Source organism: Arthrobacter sp. Soil762 (assembly GCF_001428335.1).
Taxonomy (GTDB): domain Bacteria; phylum Actinomycetota; class Actinomycetes; order Actinomycetales; family Micrococcaceae; genus Arthrobacter.
Genome location: NZ_LMSG01000019.1, coordinates 394,299 through 413,270, shown reverse-complemented (window position 1 = coordinate 413,270; position 18,972 = coordinate 394,299). Strand labels below are relative to the sequence as shown.

The following is an 18,972-nucleotide window of genomic DNA, read 5'->3' as shown; positions in this document are numbered from 1 at the left end:
CATCAGCAAGAAAGGACGAACGTCATGGCAGAGGACACGGGCACGGCCCGGGCATCATCCCGCAGTTCCGCGGCCAAAGCAGACCAGGCCAAGGACGAGGCCAATGGCCAGACCGAGGCGGCGGACCTGAGGGTGGCTGAAGCGGTTGCCAGGGCACTGGGTGAACAACTCAGCGGCGCCATCAGGGAAGTCTTCACCGAACAGCGCGACATCTTCGCAGGGCAGGCCGCCCTGCGCGAGGCTGACTACGTGCTGGTCCGGGAAATGGTGAAAGAACAGCGCGATCGGCGTGACAAAGACGCGGAACTGCTCAAGAAGATCGAGCAGGCCGAAACAAGGCGTCCGGAGCCGGCCACGACCCGCCGCATCGACGCCGAGCCGGGGCAGCTGCGGCTGGGCCTGCAGTTCAACGCCCTGAGCAACGTCCTGGGCAGCCGCAAGCGCACCCGGGTGGGCCGTGACGACTCGCTGATTCCTCCGCCCGAGATCCGCACTGTCACCACCAGCGGGAAGCAAGTCTTCGCTCTGACCTTTACCGCGCCCCTGCCGGCCGGAGCAGTGACCGTGGGGATCCAGTACCTGGATAACAATCCCAAGGGCCTGGTCCGGGTGGAGAAAATCTCGGGCAACAGCCTGGATCTGGCTTCGGACCAGGTGCAGTTTGTTGAGCTGCTGGATGGGCGGGCTGTTCCCATCGCCTACGGAATCCCCTACCGGCGCTGAAATCAAGAATCACTTGGAGGCTCACGATGTTTCGTACCCTAGCCCGGCTGGTCGTTGATCCGACCCTGTTGAACCCCGCAGCCATACCGAATCCGGACGTGGTGTTCGCGCACAATCCCCGCCAGCTCAGCCGATGGCTGGAGGAAGTTTTCGCGGTCAACGGCGTGGTCAAATACTTTCCGAATCCGGCGCCTCCGTTGACCGCTTCCACCGGTCAACAGGCTGTGATTAACGGACTCAAGATGCCACCCGGGCTGCTGACCGAACTTCCCAGCGCCATCACCCAGGGCACCGCCATCCCCCCGGGTTACAAAGTGAACCCGCTGTTGGGGACCACCACCCCACTGCCGTGGGACCACCTGATCTATGCCTTCCTGCTCGAGAACACCGGGATCGTGGAGATCCTGGGCGAGGTGGTCCGGCGCTACAAGGTGGGCGAAACCCTGGCACCGCCGTCGGTACAGACCCTTGTCTGGGCCAGGAACACAGAGGAGCTGTTCTTCCGCGATCCGCCGGCTTTCCACATCCTGGGTGTCAGCAGCCAGCTCCGTCCGGATGCACGGGTGAACCGCCGCAACGCCTATTGGCGCATGTTTGGGCGGGACCTGTCCCATCCGCCGCTGGGCGCACCGCTGGAGGGCCAGCCGTGGAAGCGCGACGTCGGCGCCGGAACGAATGCACGGTTCTTCGACATCTGGGAGGAGCTGCTGCGGCAGGTCTGGCAGGGCATCCTCAACGACCGGAACCAGGGCGGCCCAAACGCCACGGACCGCAGCTACATCGCCTACCTCTGCCAGTCCCTTTCGGAGATGCTCACCATGCGGCGGCGGGGCGGAATGCTGGCGCAGGAGGAGTTCGCGTACGTCACCATGCTCAACTGGTTCCACCTGACGGTCGAGTATGAGACGCCGGTGGTCAGGGACCTCAAAGCCGAGGCCGGCACCAACGGCAATCCGGCGGATCGGCTGGCCGCGATCGGCGCCCGCGTTGGGATCACCCCGCCGCGGGAAAGCCGCGAGCTGTTCGAACTCGCCGGCCTGCTATCACCGCTGATGTGGTTTATCGAAAACGGCGCGTTCAACGATGAATCCGACGCGGAGATGCTGTACCACTCAAATCTGGTCCCCAACCCGGTGGTCGCCGACGCGATGATCCGGATCATCGACCTGTGGCAGTCGGCCACGGGCACCCGGATCAAGGACCCCACCGTTGTATCAGTGAGCCCGGATGCCAGGCGCCCGGCCCAGCCGCTGCGGCTGCCCGAGCCCACGCCCACCGCTGCCGCGCCGGTGTTTACGCCGTCCAGCAACGGCAACAAGGCCAAGGTCTAGGAGCGGGGGGCACGTCATGGAGGACTACACAGTGGCGCAGCTGTTCGCAGTCAACCGGAACGGCGACGCGCACCAGGAACACCCCGGCTGGCCGGTGAAGCAGGACGTTTTCTCCTTCCAGGACCAGCACGAATCCCAGCAGGATGAGGACCAGCAGGATGAAGCCCCGGGCGGCACGGCGACCGGGGCTGAGGATTACGACAACCTCAGCTGGGGCGAGCAGGAAGACCAGGCGTTCGCCTCCTGGTCGGAAGCCGCGGACCTGCAGGAAGAGGATGAGGCCACTACTTGGGAAGTACAGGAGGATCTGGCAGGCGGTGAAGCCGACGTCGGATTCGCCGATTCCGCCGGCCAGCGTTGGGAGGCCGGGCTGGCACGCTCGGTGCCCGGCGGGCGCCTGGTGATAGGCCGCTTCCCGCAACTCCGGGGGCATAAGGGCACGGCCCCGGACCTCCTGCTGAAGTGGAACGGCATGCCCCAGGACGTGCAGACCGTGGACGTCGTTGTTCATCTGCACGGCTATTCAGACAAACGCGCCACGATGAGCATCACCCGCGACAAGGAACCTGCCAGCGGGCTGGATTTCAGCGATCCCGCCCAGCCAGGGACGCCCGGGCGGACCACGCCCACCCTCGCCCTCCTTCCCCGCGGCAACTACTTCGGCGGCAACAGCGGCGCCGGATACTCCTTTCCCGAGCTCACCAAGCCCTCGGCCATCCAGAAACTCGTGGCTGCCGGGCTGGAGGCCTTCAACAAGGAAGCCGGTACCAGCGCCACGTTGGGCAAACTGATCCTGACGGCGCACTCCGGCGGCGGCGCCCCGCTGATGGCCATCCTCCGCCACACCGATCCGGACGAAGTCCACACCTTCGATGCCCTCTACTCGGATCCTGCCGCGCTGATCGCCTGGGCCCGACGGCGGATCGCGGCCGGGACAGGCGCCCTGCGCGTACTCTTCCGTCCGGGCGAGCCGACCGCTCGGAACAGCGAGCGCGTGGCGAAGGCACTGAAGCAGCTGGCCGTACCGCCGTCTTTCCGAGTGGAATCCACGAGGGTGCCGCACAACGACATTCCACGGAAATTCGGGTGGCTTTTGCTGCAGGACTCCAGCGCACCAATCGCGGGCACCATCGCCCGGGAAGCAGAGGAGGAAAACGCAGACCTGTACTTCGCCGAAACTGGCTGGCGCTTTGACGGGACGGGCCAAACCGAGGCTGAACCCGCCGTCGGGCTTGCTGAAACCGAGACGGATGAAACTGAAACGGATGAAGCCGAAGCCGGGGAAGCCGAAGCCGGCGAGTGGGAACTCGCCGCCGCGGAGGCAGAGGCCGAGGACATCGGCGAGCACGAGGTCTTTCCCTCGGGCGAGTCACTGACTGTCACCACCGGTCAGACAGGTCAGGGCGAGGAGCACTGGGATCCAAACAACGCAGGGCTGCCGCTCTATGACACGGGAGCAGCTGTCCGGACCCGGAAGCTGTCGCCCAACTTCACGGTGGGCGAGCTCGTTTTCAGCGGCAATCAGTTTGCCGAGAAGGCACGCATCTCCCCGGCTCTGGTGGCGGCGCTGCAGAAGATCCGTGACCGCGTGGGACGTCCTGTCCGGATCACGTCCGGGTACCGGTCCTGGCAGCGGAACGTCGCCGTATACAGCCAGGCCCGTCCACCCAAGAAGCCAACCCTGAGCAGGCACTGCAGCGGTCAGGCAGCCGACATCACCGTGGCCGGGATGTCCGGGCTGGAGATCGCCAAAGCTGCCGTGGACGTGCTCGGGGACGGGATCGGGGTGGGCATCGGTGCCGGCTTCACCCATATCGACGTCCGCGGAAAGTGGACCGTCTGGACGTATATTTCCGGGGCCGCCGGAGCAGCAGCCGTGGCGGAGCTCAACGCCCACCGCACTGACAGGAAAGCATCGCCTGCCCCGGCACCGGCACCGCAGACCTCGGACCGGGCCGCCGGCCGGGTGATCCGCGGAATGTTCATTACGTGTGCCACGGGTGAGCAGCCGGGAGCGCGTGCCATGGCCGACCAGTGGCGCAGGCTCACCGGCCGGCAAGCGGGTACGTTCAACTGCCGGAAAACCGAGGCGGGCACGCCATCGCTCCATGGCGAGGGGCGGTCCATCGACCTGCACGGACGGGTCGACCGGCCCGCAGAAAAGGCCCAGGCGGACGCCTATGTGGCGTGGATGCAAAGCAACGCCGTGGAACTGCAGGTGGCGTACCTGATCTGGAACCACAACCAGTGGAGCTGGGCGCGCCGCGCAGAGGGCTGGCGTCCATACGGTGGAAACAACAAGCACATCGACCACATCCACGTGGACCTGAGCTGGGAGGGGGCCCGAAACCCCAGCCCGCTCTTCAGCGGCGGCGTGTCGGGCCTGGGCGGGGCGCCCGCCCCGACGCCACAGCCAGCGCCCGCCCCTGCGCCCAAGTCCGGAGTACCGGCGCACGTCCAGGAATTTGTTCGGCGTTATGGACCGGAGGCGCGGCTCGGGCAGCAGAACAGTGGAGTCCCGTGGCTGGTGACGCTGGGCCAGGCCGCGCTCGAATCCGGCTGGGGCAAGAAGGCACCGCGGTTCAACTTCTTTGGCATCAAGGCAAAAGCCACCGATCCCGAGCCACGCAGGCAACTGCTGCAGACCCGCGAAGTGTTGAGCCACCCGAACGGCAATTTCCCCCGGGTCATTTCGGTGACGCCCCGGGCCGACGGGAGGTACGAGTACGTGGTTATGGACTGGTTCCGGGCCTACGCCTCGGCGGAGGAATCCTTCGCGGACCATGGCAATTTCCTGGTCCGCAATTCCCGCTACCGGCCGGCGTTCCAGCACACCAACGATCCGTACGCGTTCGCCAGGGCTGTCGCAGCGGCCGGTTACGCAACCGACCCGTCCTACGCCGCCACGCTGACGTCGGTGATGCGCCTGATTGAACGGTCCCCCTGATGGCAGTCCATGACGGCTGGCCGCTTCCCTGTCGCAGGGGAAGCGGCCGGCGCCGTTCCGGGCTTGGAATCTTTCCCTGCCCGTCCCCCTCGATGTGGCCTCCCGCGCTTTATGATGTGCGTGGGGGTGGTGACGCATGGGGGGTTCCAGGCGGCAGGGCAAGGATGTGGGCGCATCGAATTTCGATGTGTTTCTTAATAGCAGCCAGGATGCGCTTCTGGCGGTCAACGCGGACCGCACCATCAAAATGGCCAACGCGGCAGCCAGCAAGCTGTTCGGTTACACTCGCGCTGAGCTGATCGGCAGCGACCACTGGCTGCTCCTGTCGGAGGGGTTCCGGAACGAAACGCGGCTGCTTCAGGAGCACCTGGAGGCGCAGCCCGCTGAACCGTTGCCGCCGCGTGAAGTGTACGGACTGCACCGGGACGGCACAGAGTTCTCCGCCGAGGTGGCAGGCTCACTGCTGGACGACGGCGGCTCGCAGGTTTTGCTGGTTTCGGTCCGGAGCACGGAACACCGCAAGGGAGCTGACGCTGACCTCCTCGAGGCCATGTCACTGCTGACGGCCACCCTCGAATCCACCGCGGACGGCATCCTGGTGATCAGCTCCGACGGCAGTGTTGCCGGGTTCAATGACCAGTTCCTGAAGATGTGGGGCATCCCGCCGGAACTCCTGGACGGCGACAGTGATGAGCCCGTCATGCGGCTGATCCTCTCCCAGATCGCCAACCCGGAGGCCTTCATGGCCAGGATCGCCCAGGTTGTGGACACCCCCGGGGCCGAGAGCCATGACGTGCTGGACTTCAAGGATGGCAGGACGTTTGAAAGGTATTCGCGGCCGCAGCGCGTGGGCGAGAGGATCGCGGGCCGCGTGTGGAGCTTCCGGGATGTCACTCCGCGCAGGCAGGCGCAGGAGCAGGCCGAGCAGGCCCTGACTGACCTGGCCGCGCAGGCGGAACAGCTGAGAGCACTTGCGTTCCAGGACCCGCTGACGGGCCTGGCCAACAGGGCAGTGTTCAATGCCGAACTCGTCCGCGCATTGGGGGAGCCACGGCTCAAATCCGTGGACGTACTCCTGCTTGATCTGGACGACTTCAAGGAGGTCAACGACATTCTCGGCCACCAGGCCGGTGATGACATGCTGGTGGAAGTGGCCCGCCGGCTCCGGGGCTGCGTCCCCACCGCCGATGTGGTGGCCCGGCTGGGCGGCGACGAGTTTGTGGTGCTGCTGACAGCCTGTACCGACGCCGACGCTATCGCCGAGTGCATTGTGCGCTGCCTGCACGTGCCGTTCTCGATCGAGGGCAGCATGCTGCGCCCCAGCGTGAGCTTGGGGCTGGCTTCGATTGGCCGGGATGCCCGGGGCGCTTCTCAAGTGCTGCGTGAGGCGGACATCGCCATGTATGCGGCCAAGGCGGCGGGAAAGAACCGCTTCCTGCGGTTCCACCAGGACATGATGACGGCCCTGGTCCAGCGGACCGATCTGGAAGCAGGCCTCCAGCTGGCCATTGCCCGGGGTGAGATTTCTGTGGAGTTCCAGCCGATCGTGTCGCCGCGCATGGGCAGGGTGGTCAAGTTTGAAGCACTGGCACGTTGGGACCGCGAGGACCAGCGCGTCCCGCCCGCGGTGTTCATTCCCTTGGCCGAACGCAGTGGCCTCATCGACGAACTCGGCAACGAGGTGATGGCGCAAAGCCTGAAGCAGCTGGCGTCATGGTTGCGCGAGGATCCCTCGCGATCGCTGTCCATGAACGTCTCGGGGGTCCAGCTGCAGGAACTCGACTTCGCCGAGAAAGTCCTGGACCTTTCGGAATCGTGCGGCGTGGGCGTTTACCAGCTGGTTTTCGAGGTAACCGAGAGCGTGTTCTTCGACGCCGACTGCACCGTGATCGAACAGCTCAGCCGGTTGCGGGAGGCCGGCGCCCGGGTGGCGCTGGACGATTTCGGTACAGGCTACTCCTCGCTGGGACGGCTGCAGGAGCTGCCGGTGGACATCGTCAAAATCGACAAGACCTTTGTCTCCATGGTTCGCACCGGCACGGAACGCCTGCCCATCCTCAGCTCCATGATCAATATGGCGCACAGCCTGGGACTGACCGTCACAGCAGAAGGCATCGAAACCGACGAGCAGGCGAATTACCTCATCGCACTCGAATGCGATTCGCTGCAGGGCTACCTGTTCTCGCACCCGGAACCGGCCGACCGCTTCGAGCACGCGCTGAAGAACGCCGGACATGCGCTCCAGGCGTTGGCGAGCCGCTCCGGCTCCAGCTAAGCACCCTTCGAATGAGAATCCGGGCATACATCGGGCGACGCGAGGGACAATGAACCTATGGACGTTGTTGTCATCGAAACGCGGCCGCTCGGGGACCGCAGCTACCTGGTCCACGACGGCGAGGTGGCGCTGGTCATCGATCCGCAGCGGGACACGGACCGGGTGGAGGCCGCGGCCTCGGAGGCCAACGTCCGCATCACCCACGTTGCCGAAACCCACCTGCACAACGACTACCTCACCGGCGGGCTCGTCCTCGCCCACACGCACGGTGCCACGTACCTGGTGAACGGAGCGGACGGCGTCGGGTTTGAACACCAGCCAATAGCCGACGGCGGCACGGTCCAGGTGGGCCGGCTCACCGTGAGGGCCGTGGCCACGCCCGGCCACACCCACCACCATCTCAGCTACGTGGTCAGCGATGGCGAGGACCAGGCGGTGTTCTCCGGCGGCAGCCTGCTCTACGGGTCCGTGGGCCGGACGGATCTGGTCAGCGACGAGGACACCGAAGACCTCACCCACGCCCAGTACTCCTCGGTCCGCCGCCTCGCCGCCGAGGCCAAGCCGGACGCAGCCCTGTACCCCACACACGGGTTCGGCTCGTTCTGCTCGTCCCTGCCGGCGTCGAGCGCCCCTTCGTCCACCCTCGCCGAACAGCAGGTAACCAACCACGCGTTCACGGACGCCGATGAGGACCACTTTGTGCGGGAGCTCATCAACAACCTGACGGCCTACCCGTCCTACTACGCGCACATGGCGCCGGCGAACCGGCAGGGCCCGGGGCCGGCGAACCTCTCCGTGCCGGTGTCCCTCGATCCAGCAGAACTTGACCGCCGTCTGGCCGACGGCGAATGGGTGGTGGACCTGCGCCACCGGGTAGCCTTCGCCAGCCGCCACCTGCAGGGCTCGGTGAGTTTTGAGTACGGCCGCGGCTCGAGCTTCACCGCCTATCTGGGCTGGGTCCTGCCATGGAACCGGCAGCTGACCCTGGTCGGCGCCCGCGACGACGTAGAGAAGGCCATCCGGGACCTGTCCCGGATCGGCATCGACTCCCCCGATGCCGCCCTCGGAACGGAACCGTCGGCACTCGCACCGGGCACCGCCGTCGTGCATTATCCGCGTGTGGACTGGGCCGAAATGCTGCACGGGCGGGGCTCCGGGGACGTGGTGCTGGATGTCCGCCGGACGGATGAGTACGACGCTGGCCACCTCGCCGGGGCGGTGAACATCCCGCTGCATGAGCTGCTGGGGCGGATGGCCGAGATTCCGGCCGGCACGGTGTGGGTGCACTGCGCCAGCGGATACCGCTCCGGGGTGGCGGCGAGCCTGCTGCAGCGCGCCGGCCGGGACGTTGTCCACGTGGACGCGAAGTACGGTCCTTCTTGAGTTGTGAGGGATATCATAAGGATGCGTCTTCGCCCAGGTCTCGGCGGGCCCGGGTCTCAAGCTTTGCGGGTGACGGACGCACCTATGGGGAGGGAACCGCGTGTCTCAGAATGGTCTCCTGGAGCAGCGTCCTGCCACGGTGAGGAGCACGGCCAGACTGGGTTGGCTGATCGCGCTTGGTGCTGTGGTGCTGGGCGTTTTTGGACTGTATTTTGCCGCCAACAGCGGCACGCCCGCGGCCGTAGTGGCGGGTGACTTCGCCATCCTCATTGCCGCCGTGCTGGCAGGCCGCAGTTGCGCCAGCGCCGCGCGCCGCGGCGGTGTGAACGCCCGGGCCTGGGCCCTGATGGCGGTGGCCGCCTATGTCTGGGCCGCCGGGCAGGCAGTCTGGACCTACTTCGGCCTTGCCAACAACCATGTGGCCCCGTTCCCCTCCCTGGCGGACGCCCTGTTCCTGGCGTACTCGGTACCGGCCGCCGTCGCGCTTTTCAGCTTCAAGCGGCCCGGCGGCACCACCCGGGTGGGGCTGGCCCGGACCGCATTGGACGCGGCGGTGATCGCCGGCGCAGTCCTGGTGATCAGCTGGTACACGGCGCTGGGCCCGGCTTTCAGCTCGGAAGGTGACCTCCTGACCCGGCTCACGTCGATGGGCTACCCCGTGGTGGACGTGGTCATCACGTCCCTGGTACTGGTCCTGGGGATGCGCCGGCAGCCCGGCGAGCGGCTGCCCTGGATGTGTTTCGGCGGCGGCCTGCTGTTGCTCACCATCACGGATAGCACCTACGTGAAGCTGACGTTCGACGGCGTCACTGGCGTCACTGGATCGCCCCTCGCCCTGGGCTGGATCGGCGCCTTCCTCCTGATCGCGCTGGCACCGCTGCTCCCCTACGCGGAGAACCCCCGGCGGGACCGCCAGGCGTTTGCGCTGGCCCTTGAACTGCTCCCCTACGCGCCGATCCTGGTAGCCGTCATGATGATCGCCCAGCCGCACGTCAGCGAGATGAGCGCCTTCCTGTTGACGGTGGCCAGGATCACGGTGGCCCTCATCCTTGTCCGCCAGGTTCTGATCATCATCGAAAACCTCACCCTCACCACCGGGCTGGAGCAGGAAGTCGCCGCCCGGACGGCTGAGCTGGAGGGCCTCGGCGCGATCGTCAACTCCTCCTCGGACGCCATCCTGAGCACCACGCCAGAGGGCATCATCACCAGCTGGAACCCGGGAGCACAGCATCAGTACGGCTACACGGCCGGGGAAGCGATCGGTCGCGACGCTCGGTTCCTGCTGGCGCCGGGCGGTATCGCCGGTGCCGCCGAGGTGTTCGACCAGCTCCGCGCCAGCGGCCAAGCCATGAGCTTCGAGATGGAGCACCTGACGAAGGACGGCGCCGTCATTTCCGTATCGATGACCGTCTCCCCCATCCGGGACGAGACCGGCCGGCTCACCGGGTTGGCCACCATCGCCCGGGACATCACCCTGCGCCGGGCCGCCGAGCAGGAGCTGAAGGCCGCGCGGGAAGCCGCCTTGGAATCGAGCCGGCTCAAGTCCGAGTTCCTGGCCACCATGAGCCACGAGATACGTACCCCCATGAACGGCGTGGTTGGCCTAACCGCGCTGCTGCTGGAGACGCCGCTGGACCAGACGCAGAAGCAGTACGCCCAGGGCGTCAAGGGCGCCGGCGAGGCGCTGCTGGCACTCATCAACGACATCCTGGACTTCTCCAAACTGGAAGCCGGCAAGGTTGACCTGGATATCCGAGCCTTCGACCCCCGCACGCTGGTGGAGGAAGTGGCGGGCCTGCTGACGGAGCCCGCACAGGCCAAAAACCTGGAGCTGATCGCCTACTGCGAACCGGACGTTCCGGCCAGGCTGCACGGTGATTCCGGCCGGATTCGGCAGATCCTGCTGAACCTCGCCTCCAACGCCGTGAAGTTCACGGCGGCCGGGGAGGTCGCCATTCGCGTGACCACCGAGACGCCGGACGCGAAACCCGGGGCCACCGCGATGGTCTGCTTCGAGGTCCGCGATACCGGCATCGGCGTCGACCCTGCCCACCACGCGCGGCTGTTCGAGTCCTTCTCCCAGGCGGATGCTTCCACTACCCGGCGCTACGGCGGCACCGGGCTGGGCCTGGCCATCTGCAGCAGGCTCACCGAGGCCATGGACGGCGAGATCGGCCTGGACAGCTCTCCGGGCGCGGGCAGCATGTTCTGGTTCCGCATCCCCGTGCCCGTGGCCCAGCCGTCGACAGATCCCGTGCCGGCCGCCGGTTTCCTCACCGGGCTGCGCGTCCTGGTGGTGGACGACAACGCCACCAACCGCCTGGTGCTGGAATCCCAGCTGCGCGGCTGGAAGCTGCAGCCGGAGGCCGTGCCGGATGCCCGCGCCGCGCTGGCCCGCGCCCACGAAGCCGCCGCCGACGGAGTGCCGTTCCACCTGGCCGTACTGGACCTCTGTATGCCTGACACCGATGGCCTGGAGCTGGCCCGCGAACTCAAGTCCGACCCCGCACTGGCGGACATCGAGCTGATTATGCTTACATCAACCATGCAGGTCAACGCGGCCGACATCACCGACGCTGGAGTCCGCGAATGGCTCATGAAGCCGGTCCGCAGCTCCGAGTTCTACAACCGCCTGGTCCGGCTGATGTCCACGAGTGAACACCATGCCCCCTCCGGAACCGCCCAGCTGTCCGACGCTGATTTGTCGGCGGAGCCCTCTGCTGAATCCTCCGCCGAGTCCTCCCTCGAGTCCTCCCTTCGGGGGGCGCCCCCTGAGCCGTCACGCGGCCGCATCCTGGTGGTGGAGGACAACGAGGTGAACCAGCTGGTGGCCCGGGCCACGGTGATCAAGTTCGGCTATGCGGTGGACGTGGTTGCCGACGGCGCCGAGGCCGTGGCCGCCACCGCCAGCACGCGGTACGCCGCCGTCCTGATGGACTGCCACATGCCGGTGATGGACGGCTTCGAGGCCACGCGCGTCATCCGCCGGCGCGACGGCGGGGCCAGCCATCTCCCGATCATCGCCATGACCGCCGGCGCCCTGGACGGGGACCGGGAACGCTGCCTCGCCGCCGGCATGGACGACTACCTCTCCAAACCGGTGGACGCCGCCGAGCTTGAAGCCGCCCTTGCCCGCTGGGTCCCCGAGCAGGCCACGGAGGTTCCTGGGCCGCCGGAGCCGGCGGCGCCTCAGTGGGAGGAGGCTCCCCAGCGTGAATCTCCCCAGCAGGTGGCTCCACAGCTGCTGGCCGTCACCGGTGGAAGTGCTCCCGCGCTGGATGCGGACCGGCTCGCCATGCTGCGCGGCCTCGGCCCGGAGGACGGCCTGGGCTTGCTGCCCGCAACTACAGAGGCGTTCCGGAAGGACGTTCCCGCGCGGCTCGCCGCACTGCGCGAAGCGGTACGCAGCGGCGGCGGGCCGGCCCTGGCGCAGGCGGCGCACGCCCTGAAGGGTGCGGCGGCCAACATCGGGGCCACCGCCGTCTCAAGCCTCTGCGGCGAGCTGGACGTTCTGGGACGCAGCGGCACGCTCGACGGCGGCCCGCAGTTAGTCAGCCGGCTGGAAGCTGAGCTGGTGCGGGTGGACTTTGAACTCGGGCTAGCGCTGGAGGTTGCACGGTGAAAGTCCTGGTGGCAGATGACGATCCGGGCTCGCTCCTGGTGGCCCGCGCCGCCGTCGAACGTTCCGGGCATGACTGCGTGACGGCGGCCGATGGTGACGAGGCGTGGGCCCTGTACCTGGAACACCAGCCCGATGTTGTGGTCACGGACTGGATGATGCCCGGGATGGACGGGCTGGCGCTGTGCCGGGCCATCCGGGCGCGCGGGGCGGACCTGTACACGTACATCGTCCTGCTGACGTCGCAGGGGTCCCGGGACGATGTGCTCGCCGGACTCGAAGCCGGGGCGGACGACTACGTCACCAAGCCGCTGGACCCGTTTGTCCTGCATGCGCGGCTGCTGGTGGCGCTCCGCGTGACCACGCTGCACGCTGATCTGGCCCATTACCGGAAGGTGCTCTCGCAGCAGGCGCGGACCGATCCGCTGACCGGCCTGCACAACCGGCTCAAGCTCTCGGAGGACCTTGAGCAGCTGCATGCGCGCAGCCAGCGGTACACGGAGGGATATTCCGTGGCCATGTGCGATGTGGACAACTTCAAGAGCTACAACGACATCTACGGGCACCAGGCGGGCGATCTCGCGCTGCGGGCCGTGGCGGGGGCGCTGGTGGGTGCGGCGCGAAAGAGCGACGGCGTGTACCGGTATGGCGGCGAGGAGTTCCTGCTGGTGCTGCCGAACCAGTCGCAGCTGAGCGCCAAGGCCTTTATGGAGCGGGCGCTGGACACCGTGCGCGAGCTGGAAATTGTCCACTCCGGGGATCCGCTGGGGCAGCTGACGCTGAGCGCCGGGATTTCCGCGTTCACCGCCGATCACCCGGCCGACGCCGACACCCTCCTGGGCGAGGCCGATGCCGCGCTTTATGTAGCCAAGGCGGCCGGCCGGAACCGGGTGGAGCTGGCGCTGCAGTAGCGGCTACGCGGCTTTTTTGCGCTGCTTCGTCTGGGCCGGCCGCTTATTGGCGGTCTGCTGCTTGGCAGGCTGCTGCTGCTGCACCGGATGGTGCTTCACGGGCTGCTGCTGGGTTACCGGGCGGTGTTCTGCGGGCTGTTTCGGGGCGGACTGCTTTGGGGCTTCGTGCTCGGCGGGCTGTGCCGGGGCCTCCTGCACCGTGACCTCTTCGTCCTGCGCAATCTCAACGAACGCGTACATGCGGTTGCGGCGCCAGCGGCGGACCAGGTCCACACCGGCCAGGATGCCTGCCATCGGCGTCAGGACAGCCGCGGCATAGACGAACAGCATCCACGTCAAGGTAGCCATGGGCGGCTGGTTGTTGTTCAGTAGGGAGAGCCCGCCGAACATGCCAATGATCCAGAAAAGCAACACCGCCGTCAGCACCGCGGCCGCGGGGAAGTACTGGTTGCGTACGATCTTCTTCAGGGTTTCCATGCATTTTCCTCCTGCCTGGCCGGGGTGCGGTGAGAGGCCGCATGAACACCAGTATGCGGCTGCAGACCCACGGATTTGCGCAACACGCAGGCGGTGGTGACGAACCTAACGGCGGCCAGGTTTCGACAGGCTCAACCACCGGTAGGGGTTCCCTGTTGCGGGCACAGCCAATAGCGTGGATGACAATTGCCCCTGATCTTGGAGGTCCCCATGCGCAAAGTCACGTCCGGCCTGTTCCACTCCGTAGACGGCGTGGTCTCAGACCCGTTCCTCTGGCAGTTCGACAGCTTCGACGACGACCTCGGCCAGGCCCTGACCCGCATGATGGAAAGCGTGGACACCGTGGTGCTGGGCCGGGTGAGCTACCAGGAGTGGGCTGGGTACTGGCCCACAGCTTCGGTGGATGAGGACTTCGCCGCCTTCATCAACCCGGTGGAAAAGTTTGTGGCGTCCCGGACGCTGACGGAGCCGCTTGAGTGGCAGAACTCCCACCTGATCGAGGGACCACTGGAGGAATTCGTGGCGGGCCTGAAAGAGCGCGACGGCGGCGAAATCGCCGTAACAGGCAGCATTTCGGTGGTGCGCCAATTGCTGTTCGCCGGGCTGCTGGATGAGCTGACCCTGATCACCCACCCCGTGGTGGCCGGCAGCGGCCGGAAGCTGTTCCAGGACGGCGACCCGGTGACGCGGCTCGGCCTGAAGGACCAGTACCGGACCACGAAGGGCAACGTCGTCAGCACCTACGGGCTCTTGGGCGAATAGTCGGCAAACGCGACGGTCACCACGGCGCCGCGCTGAGGGCAGGTTCCGTGCGTTGGTCGAAGGGTGAATGAAGGTGCTGGTCGGCGACGGGTTCCTGCTGACTACTCTCCTGTTTAGCCTTGAGCACCTCGTGGAGGACCTGGGTGAGTGTTAGCGCTTGGCCGCCCGCCCACGCCAGGCCGAAGCGGATCGGACCGGCTTCGGTGCGCGCCTTCGTGATGACCGATTCGATGTGTGGCTGTTCTCCAGGAGAGCGCGGACACCCCCGCTCGGTGCGGTAGACATCAGCGGCCGCGAGCACGCGAATGGCCAGCTCAACGCGGTGCAGTTCGACGTAGACGTCGGCGAGCTGCTCGAGGAAATTCGTGACCTGGCCGCCCTGAGCACCAAGCTCGAGTGCCCCGCCCACTGCCTCGAGGACCAGCCGTTCCGCAGCGACGAAGTCACCTGCTTGCTCCAGGCACTCGGCCAAGTTGGTCAGGACTATTCCCAGGAGGAATCGATCACCCAGCGGTCGGGCAAGCTCCACACTCTCACGGCGCAGTTCAAGGGCTCGGGCCTTGTCGCCGGCGTAGAACGCCAGCAAACTCAGAACAGTCAAAGCGCCGATACGAGTGCGGGGACTGGCCCGTAGAGACGCCAATGCTACGCCGCTGAGTCGCTGAGCGGTGACTGCGTCCTCACGTTCCAGCGCCTGCGCCGCGAGGCACATCGTGGTCCAGGCGACGCCTTGGTGGTTGCCGGCGGCCTGGAAAGCCTGAAGCGCCCTGCGGTGGAGGTCGATCGCCTCGTCGTAGTGGCCGAGGATCCAGCACAGGGTGGCTGTTCCACTGAGCGCGGGAGCGTTCAGCGCGGGTGAAGAATTCGCCGTGCCGGCGACCAACTGTACGGCGACCTCGCACTGCTCGGCCACGTCCCCGGTGAGCTCCCAGTAATGCCAAAGATGCCCGACCAGACGCAGCGCCAGGTCAGTCGAGCCGTCCGGTCCGGTGGCCCAGAGCAGGGCACCGCGCAAATCCGGTGCATCAGCACTAAGCAGCCGGAAGGCGTCCACTTGATCGCGGCCCCACAGCTGAGGGCTGACAGTCTCGGCGAGGCCGAGGTAGTATTCGGCGTGCCGGCGCTGCCCCGTTGCCGCCTCGCCACGTGATCTGAGGCGGTCGCGGGCGTACTCCCGGATCGCCTGCAACATCGACACGCGCTGTGCTCCCGCCGGGTCTGTATACCGACGCAGCAGGCTATGGCGTGCGAGTCCCGTCAGCAAGTCTTCTGGTTGAGCCTCTGCGACGGGAGTCGATCCCCAGATGCTGCCGACCGCGGCCACAGTCGGATCAGCCGCGAAGACGCCAAGCTGATCGAAAAGTCGCCGTTCGGCGTCACCGAGCAACCGGTAACTCCAAGCGATCGTGGCTGTGAGAGTTCGCTGGCGGTCCGGAAGATCGCGGAAGGCTGCCGGCAGCGCTGCAAGGCTGACCTCCAGGTCGTCCAGCAGTTCACGCTCGCCGCGGTGCCGCAATTGGGCAGCGGCCAGTTCGATCGCGAGCGGAAGGCCGTCCAAGCGATGACAAAGACGGGTTACCACTGCGGCATTATCGCCGTCGACGGTGAAATGTGGACGGACCGCCCGTCCACGGATCAGGAGCAGTTTCACGGCTGGCACCTCCTTCAGGAGGGGCGGCGGGAGGGGCGGGTCGAGCGGAGGCAGTACCAACGGTGCGAGCTCGTATTCGTATTCAGCGCGCAGTCCAAGTCGTCGTCGGCTGGTGGCCATGATCCGCAGGTCGGGGGCGGCGGTAAGCATGTCCAGCACCACCGGCCACGCCTCCTCCAGATGTTCGAAGTTGTCCAGGACCAAAAGCAGCCGGCGCGAGCGCAAGAAGCGAGCCACTACCTTCAACGTGTCCTCCCCCGCCCGGTCCTCCAAGCCGAGCGCAGCAGCTATGGCGACCGGCACTTGTTGGGTCTGGGTGAGCGGTGCGAGATTGACCCAGCCAACGCCGTCGGCCATCCGCTCACCGAGCTGGCCGGCGGCCGCCAGCGCGAGGCGGGTCTTGCCCGTCCCGCCCGGTCCGGTGACGGTCACCAGTCTGCAGCCTTCCCCGGCATACATTGAGCACAGCTCTCGTAGCTCGGCGTCCCGCCCGACCAGTGGCGTGAGTTCGGCCGGAAGGTTGTCCAGCCGTTGCCTGATCCGCCGGTGCCCGTTAGTTATGGGGGCCGCGAGCGACGCCTCCTGTTGCAGCACCGACCGTTCCAACTCTTGCAGGCGTGCACCGGGGTCGATACCCAATTCCTCGCAGAAGACTTGGCGTGCGTGACGGCACGCCGCAAGGGCATCCGCCTGCCGATTGGACCGGTACAAGGCGAGAACCAGCGACGCCCAAAGGCGTTCCCGGTAGGGATGGTGGGCAACCAACGGCTGCAACTCGCCCACTAAAGTGCCGTGTCGGCCGAGCGCGAGCTCAACCTCCGCCAGGTCCTGGTAGGCATCCAGGCGGCTCTCGTTCACTTCTTCCAGCTCTGGCCGGAACAACTCAATGTCCGCCAGGTCAGGAAATGCCTGTCCCCTAAAGAGCTTCACGGCCTGGCGAAGGCAATCCGCGCCTACCGCCAAATCCCCAGCCTGGACGGCCTGCTCACCGGCCGCGATGTGCTCACGGAATTGCAGGAGGTCGAGCTCGTCCTCGGCAACCGTCAACACATAGCCGCCCGGCCTGCTGGCCAGCCGCTGCGAGGTCACACCCTTTGACCGATCAGGGTCCAGTATGTTTCGAAGGTTCGCGACATACACCTGTAGCTGTGGGCCCGGCTTTGCGGGCGGGTTGCCGGACCAGAGTGCCTCTACGAGGAAGTCATGGGTCACCACCGAGTTGGCCCGCAGGGCCAGGCACGCCAACACAATTCGCTGCTGGGCAGCACGCACGGCAACCGGCGTCCCGCCGGCGACCACCTCCAGTGGGCCCAGGGCCCGTATCCAAAGCGCACCCATCGCACAGCACCCCTCACCGACCGGCCGCTCACCCGACCCTGCCGGCCTGGTTCCGCGAAGCTCATCGACCCAGCGACCCCATAGCGCCTGCCCTGACACACGATGCGGCCTTCAAGGTCCAGACCACATCATGCCCATCATGCTCCTGCGGCAGGCAGGAGGTCCAGTGTCCTGCGGGCGATTAAGGACCGGTTAAGCCCTGAGGGCCACGGTTAGTTCTGCGTCTTCACCGTTGCCTCCGAAACGGAGAGGCGTCGAAAGTCTCTCGTCGACCTAAGATGGGGCCACCTTGGCTGCATCTCTGAAACCACTGGCACAACCACCAGCCACGCAGACATTCCCGCTAACGTACGTACGTGGGGCCCCTACCAACGGCAGGGGCCCCACGGTATCTGTGTTGTAGATTCATCCGCTAGGAGCATGGGATGCTCCTATCGTTTCGCTGGCGGTCCGGTTCGCGGCCAGTCCCCGAACGGGGCCAAGGAGGCCAGGAACCACTATTGGCGTTGCTCGGCTTCGGCAGTCCAGCCTGCCAACGGTGCTAGCAGCGCGCCCTGCAGATCACGGCTAAGGCCCTCGGGAACGTCCACGTCAACAGCCATGGCAAGCAACGCCCGGCTGAAGAAGTTTCGGGCCGCCGCCGCCAGCGTGATGTCGGCGATCTCGCGGTCGCTGTAGCCGAAGTCGCGCAGTTGCTGTGCATCGCCGTCGGTCATGGCCGCCGCATCGGTGCTGAGCTTCACAGCAAAGTCCATCATGGCAACCTCAGCCGCGGGCAGGCCTGCGTCGTGGAAGTCCATGGCTATTGCAAGCAACTGCTCTTCACTAATGATCTGCAGCGTCTTCTTCCCGTGGGCCAGCCTGCAATGGGACGAACCGATGACCTGCGCCGCGGCCAACGTAACCAATTCATAGCGGCGAAGGCCCAGCGAGGAGCTGATGGCCTTGGAAAGGGATTCCCACGCCAGGTAGGCCTCCGGGTTCAGGCTCATGGCCTTCGTATGGCTCGGCACGTAACCGAGAGACCGGACGTCGTCGGCGAAAATTTCAGCCCTCAGGCCGGCAGCTTCGGCTTCTGTGGGCATTGTCAGGATGGTCATGAGTGCTCCTCACGTGTAGTTGTAGCTGGTGGTTCTCTCCGCGAGTTTCCCGATCGCGGACTGGTGGCCTTTGCCGACGATGGCAACTAGTCGTATCGAAAGAGTTACCCATAAAAACGGTTTGCTTTACAGGATTGCCGTCTTTATCGAAGGCCAGCTCCGTCTTAGCTTAAATTTGGAATATGGATACGGCATTGACGACGCCCGTTATAAGGGACAGAAGAAAGATAGTGAATCCGATAATAAATAGGTTCAACAAAAGGATATAAGGAGAGAACAGACGCCTAACGGTTTTCATGGGGGTTCTCCATTTCGGGTGGTTTGTACCGGCTGGTGTTCTAAGGGTCGCGCGCAGGGCTTAATCGATCCTTAATTCACCTCGGCGGGCCGGGAAGTTCCCGAGCTTGTCGACACTGGGGGCTGCGTCGGCGCGAAACGATCGACTGGATTCGCTC

11 protein-coding genes are annotated in these 18,972 nt (G+C 66.1%); 8 read left to right on the top strand and 3 right to left on the bottom strand.

Annotated features, from left to right (window positions below):
• The first annotated feature begins 24 nt into the window (after positions 1 to 24).
• The 7 genes from ASG77_RS15855 to ASG77_RS15825 all read left to right on the top strand — a co-directional run bounded on the left by ASG77_RS15855 (position 25) and on the right by ASG77_RS15825 (position 13,189).
• Positions 25 to 723, top strand: coding sequence for a hypothetical protein (locus ASG77_RS15855; RefSeq protein ID WP_056347186.1), 699 nt, complete (start codon positions 25 to 27; stop codon positions 721 to 723).
• 26 nt (positions 724 to 749) lie between these two features.
• Positions 750 to 2,054: a hypothetical protein gene (locus ASG77_RS15850; protein ID WP_056347184.1), complete on the top strand. Its 1,305-nt coding sequence runs from the start codon at positions 750 to 752 to the stop codon at positions 2,052 to 2,054.
• A gap of 16 nt (positions 2,055 to 2,070) precedes the next feature.
• Entirely contained in the window at positions 2,071 to 5,001 is a 2,931-nt protein-coding gene (locus tag ASG77_RS15845; protein WP_200950781.1) for a glucosaminidase domain-containing protein, read from the top strand.
• A 136-nt stretch (positions 5,002 to 5,137) separates the two neighbouring features.
• On the top strand, positions 5,138 to 7,276 hold the full coding sequence (locus tag ASG77_RS15840; RefSeq protein ID WP_056347183.1) for a putative bifunctional diguanylate cyclase/phosphodiesterase: 2,139 nt from the start codon (positions 5,138 to 5,140) through the stop codon (positions 7,274 to 7,276).
• Positions 7,277 to 7,333: 57 nt separating this feature from the next.
• Positions 7,334 to 8,659: an MBL fold metallo-hydrolase gene (locus tag ASG77_RS15835; protein WP_056347181.1), complete on the top strand. Its 1,326-nt coding sequence runs from the start codon at positions 7,334 to 7,336 to the stop codon at positions 8,657 to 8,659.
• 100 nt (positions 8,660 to 8,759) lie between these two features.
• Complete coding sequence (locus ASG77_RS15830) at positions 8,760 to 12,281, top strand: response regulator (RefSeq protein WP_056347179.1); 3,522 nt, start codon at positions 8,760 to 8,762, stop codon at positions 12,279 to 12,281.
• On the top strand, positions 12,278 to 13,189 hold the full coding sequence (locus tag ASG77_RS15825; RefSeq protein WP_056347177.1) for a GGDEF domain-containing protein: 912 nt from the start codon (positions 12,278 to 12,280) through the stop codon (positions 13,187 to 13,189). Before ASG77_RS15830 ends, ASG77_RS15825 begins: the two co-directional genes overlap by 4 nt.
• A gap of 3 nt (positions 13,190 to 13,192) precedes the next feature.
• On the opposite strand, the gene ASG77_RS21460 is transcribed toward ASG77_RS15825, so the two are convergent.
• Positions 13,193 to 13,666, bottom strand: coding sequence for a hypothetical protein (locus tag ASG77_RS21460; RefSeq protein WP_082576085.1), 474 nt, complete (start codon positions 13,664 to 13,666; stop codon positions 13,193 to 13,195).
• A 210-nt stretch (positions 13,667 to 13,876) separates the two neighbouring features.
• Between ASG77_RS21460 and ASG77_RS15815 the strand changes: the two genes are divergently transcribed.
• Positions 13,877 to 14,428, top strand: a complete 552-nt coding sequence (locus ASG77_RS15815; RefSeq protein ID WP_056347175.1) for a dihydrofolate reductase family protein — start codon at positions 13,877 to 13,879, stop codon at positions 14,426 to 14,428.
• Between the two features lie 16 nt (positions 14,429 to 14,444).
• Here the strand turns inward: ASG77_RS15815 and ASG77_RS15810 are convergent, their stop codons facing one another.
• Positions 14,445 to 17,417 (bottom strand): AfsR/SARP family transcriptional regulator, encoded by a 2,973-nt coding sequence (locus tag ASG77_RS15810; protein ID WP_056347172.1) that lies wholly within the window; start codon positions 17,415 to 17,417, stop codon positions 14,445 to 14,447.
• Between the two features lie 497 nt (positions 17,418 to 17,914).
• Positions 17,915 to 18,517 (bottom strand): carboxymuconolactone decarboxylase family protein, encoded by a 603-nt coding sequence (locus tag ASG77_RS15805; protein WP_056347171.1) that lies wholly within the window; start codon positions 18,515 to 18,517, stop codon positions 17,915 to 17,917.
• Positions 18,518 to 18,972 lie beyond the last annotated feature (455 nt).

What these genes read in the sequence shown, in the direction of transcription:
- ASG77_RS15855 (WP_056347186.1), top strand. Translation starts at nt 25, where the DNA reads ATGGCAGAGGACACGGGCACGGCCCGGGCATCATCCCGCAGTTCCGCG.
- ASG77_RS15850 (WP_056347184.1), top strand. Translation starts at nt 750, where the DNA reads ATGTTTCGTACCCTAGCCCGGCTGGTCGTTGATCCGACCCTGTTGAAC.
- ASG77_RS15845 (WP_200950781.1), top strand. Translation starts at nt 2,071, where the DNA reads ATGGAGGACTACACAGTGGCGCAGCTGTTCGCAGTCAACCGGAACGGC.
- ASG77_RS15840 (WP_056347183.1), top strand. Translation starts at nt 5,138, where the DNA reads ATGGGGGGTTCCAGGCGGCAGGGCAAGGATGTGGGCGCATCGAATTTC.
- ASG77_RS15835 (WP_056347181.1), top strand. Translation starts at nt 7,334, where the DNA reads ATGGACGTTGTTGTCATCGAAACGCGGCCGCTCGGGGACCGCAGCTAC.
- ASG77_RS21460 (WP_082576085.1), bottom strand. Translation starts at nt 13,666, where the DNA reads ATGGAAACCCTGAAGAAGATCGTACGCAACCAGTACTTCCCCGCGGCC.
- ASG77_RS15815 (WP_056347175.1), top strand. Translation starts at nt 13,877, where the DNA reads ATGCGCAAAGTCACGTCCGGCCTGTTCCACTCCGTAGACGGCGTGGTC.
- ASG77_RS15810 (WP_056347172.1), bottom strand. Translation starts at nt 17,417, where the DNA reads ATGGGTGCGCTTTGGATACGGGCCCTGGGCCCACTGGAGGTGGTCGCC.
- ASG77_RS15805 (WP_056347171.1), bottom strand. Translation starts at nt 18,517, where the DNA reads ATGACCATCCTGACAATGCCCACAGAAGCCGAAGCTGCCGGCCTGAGG.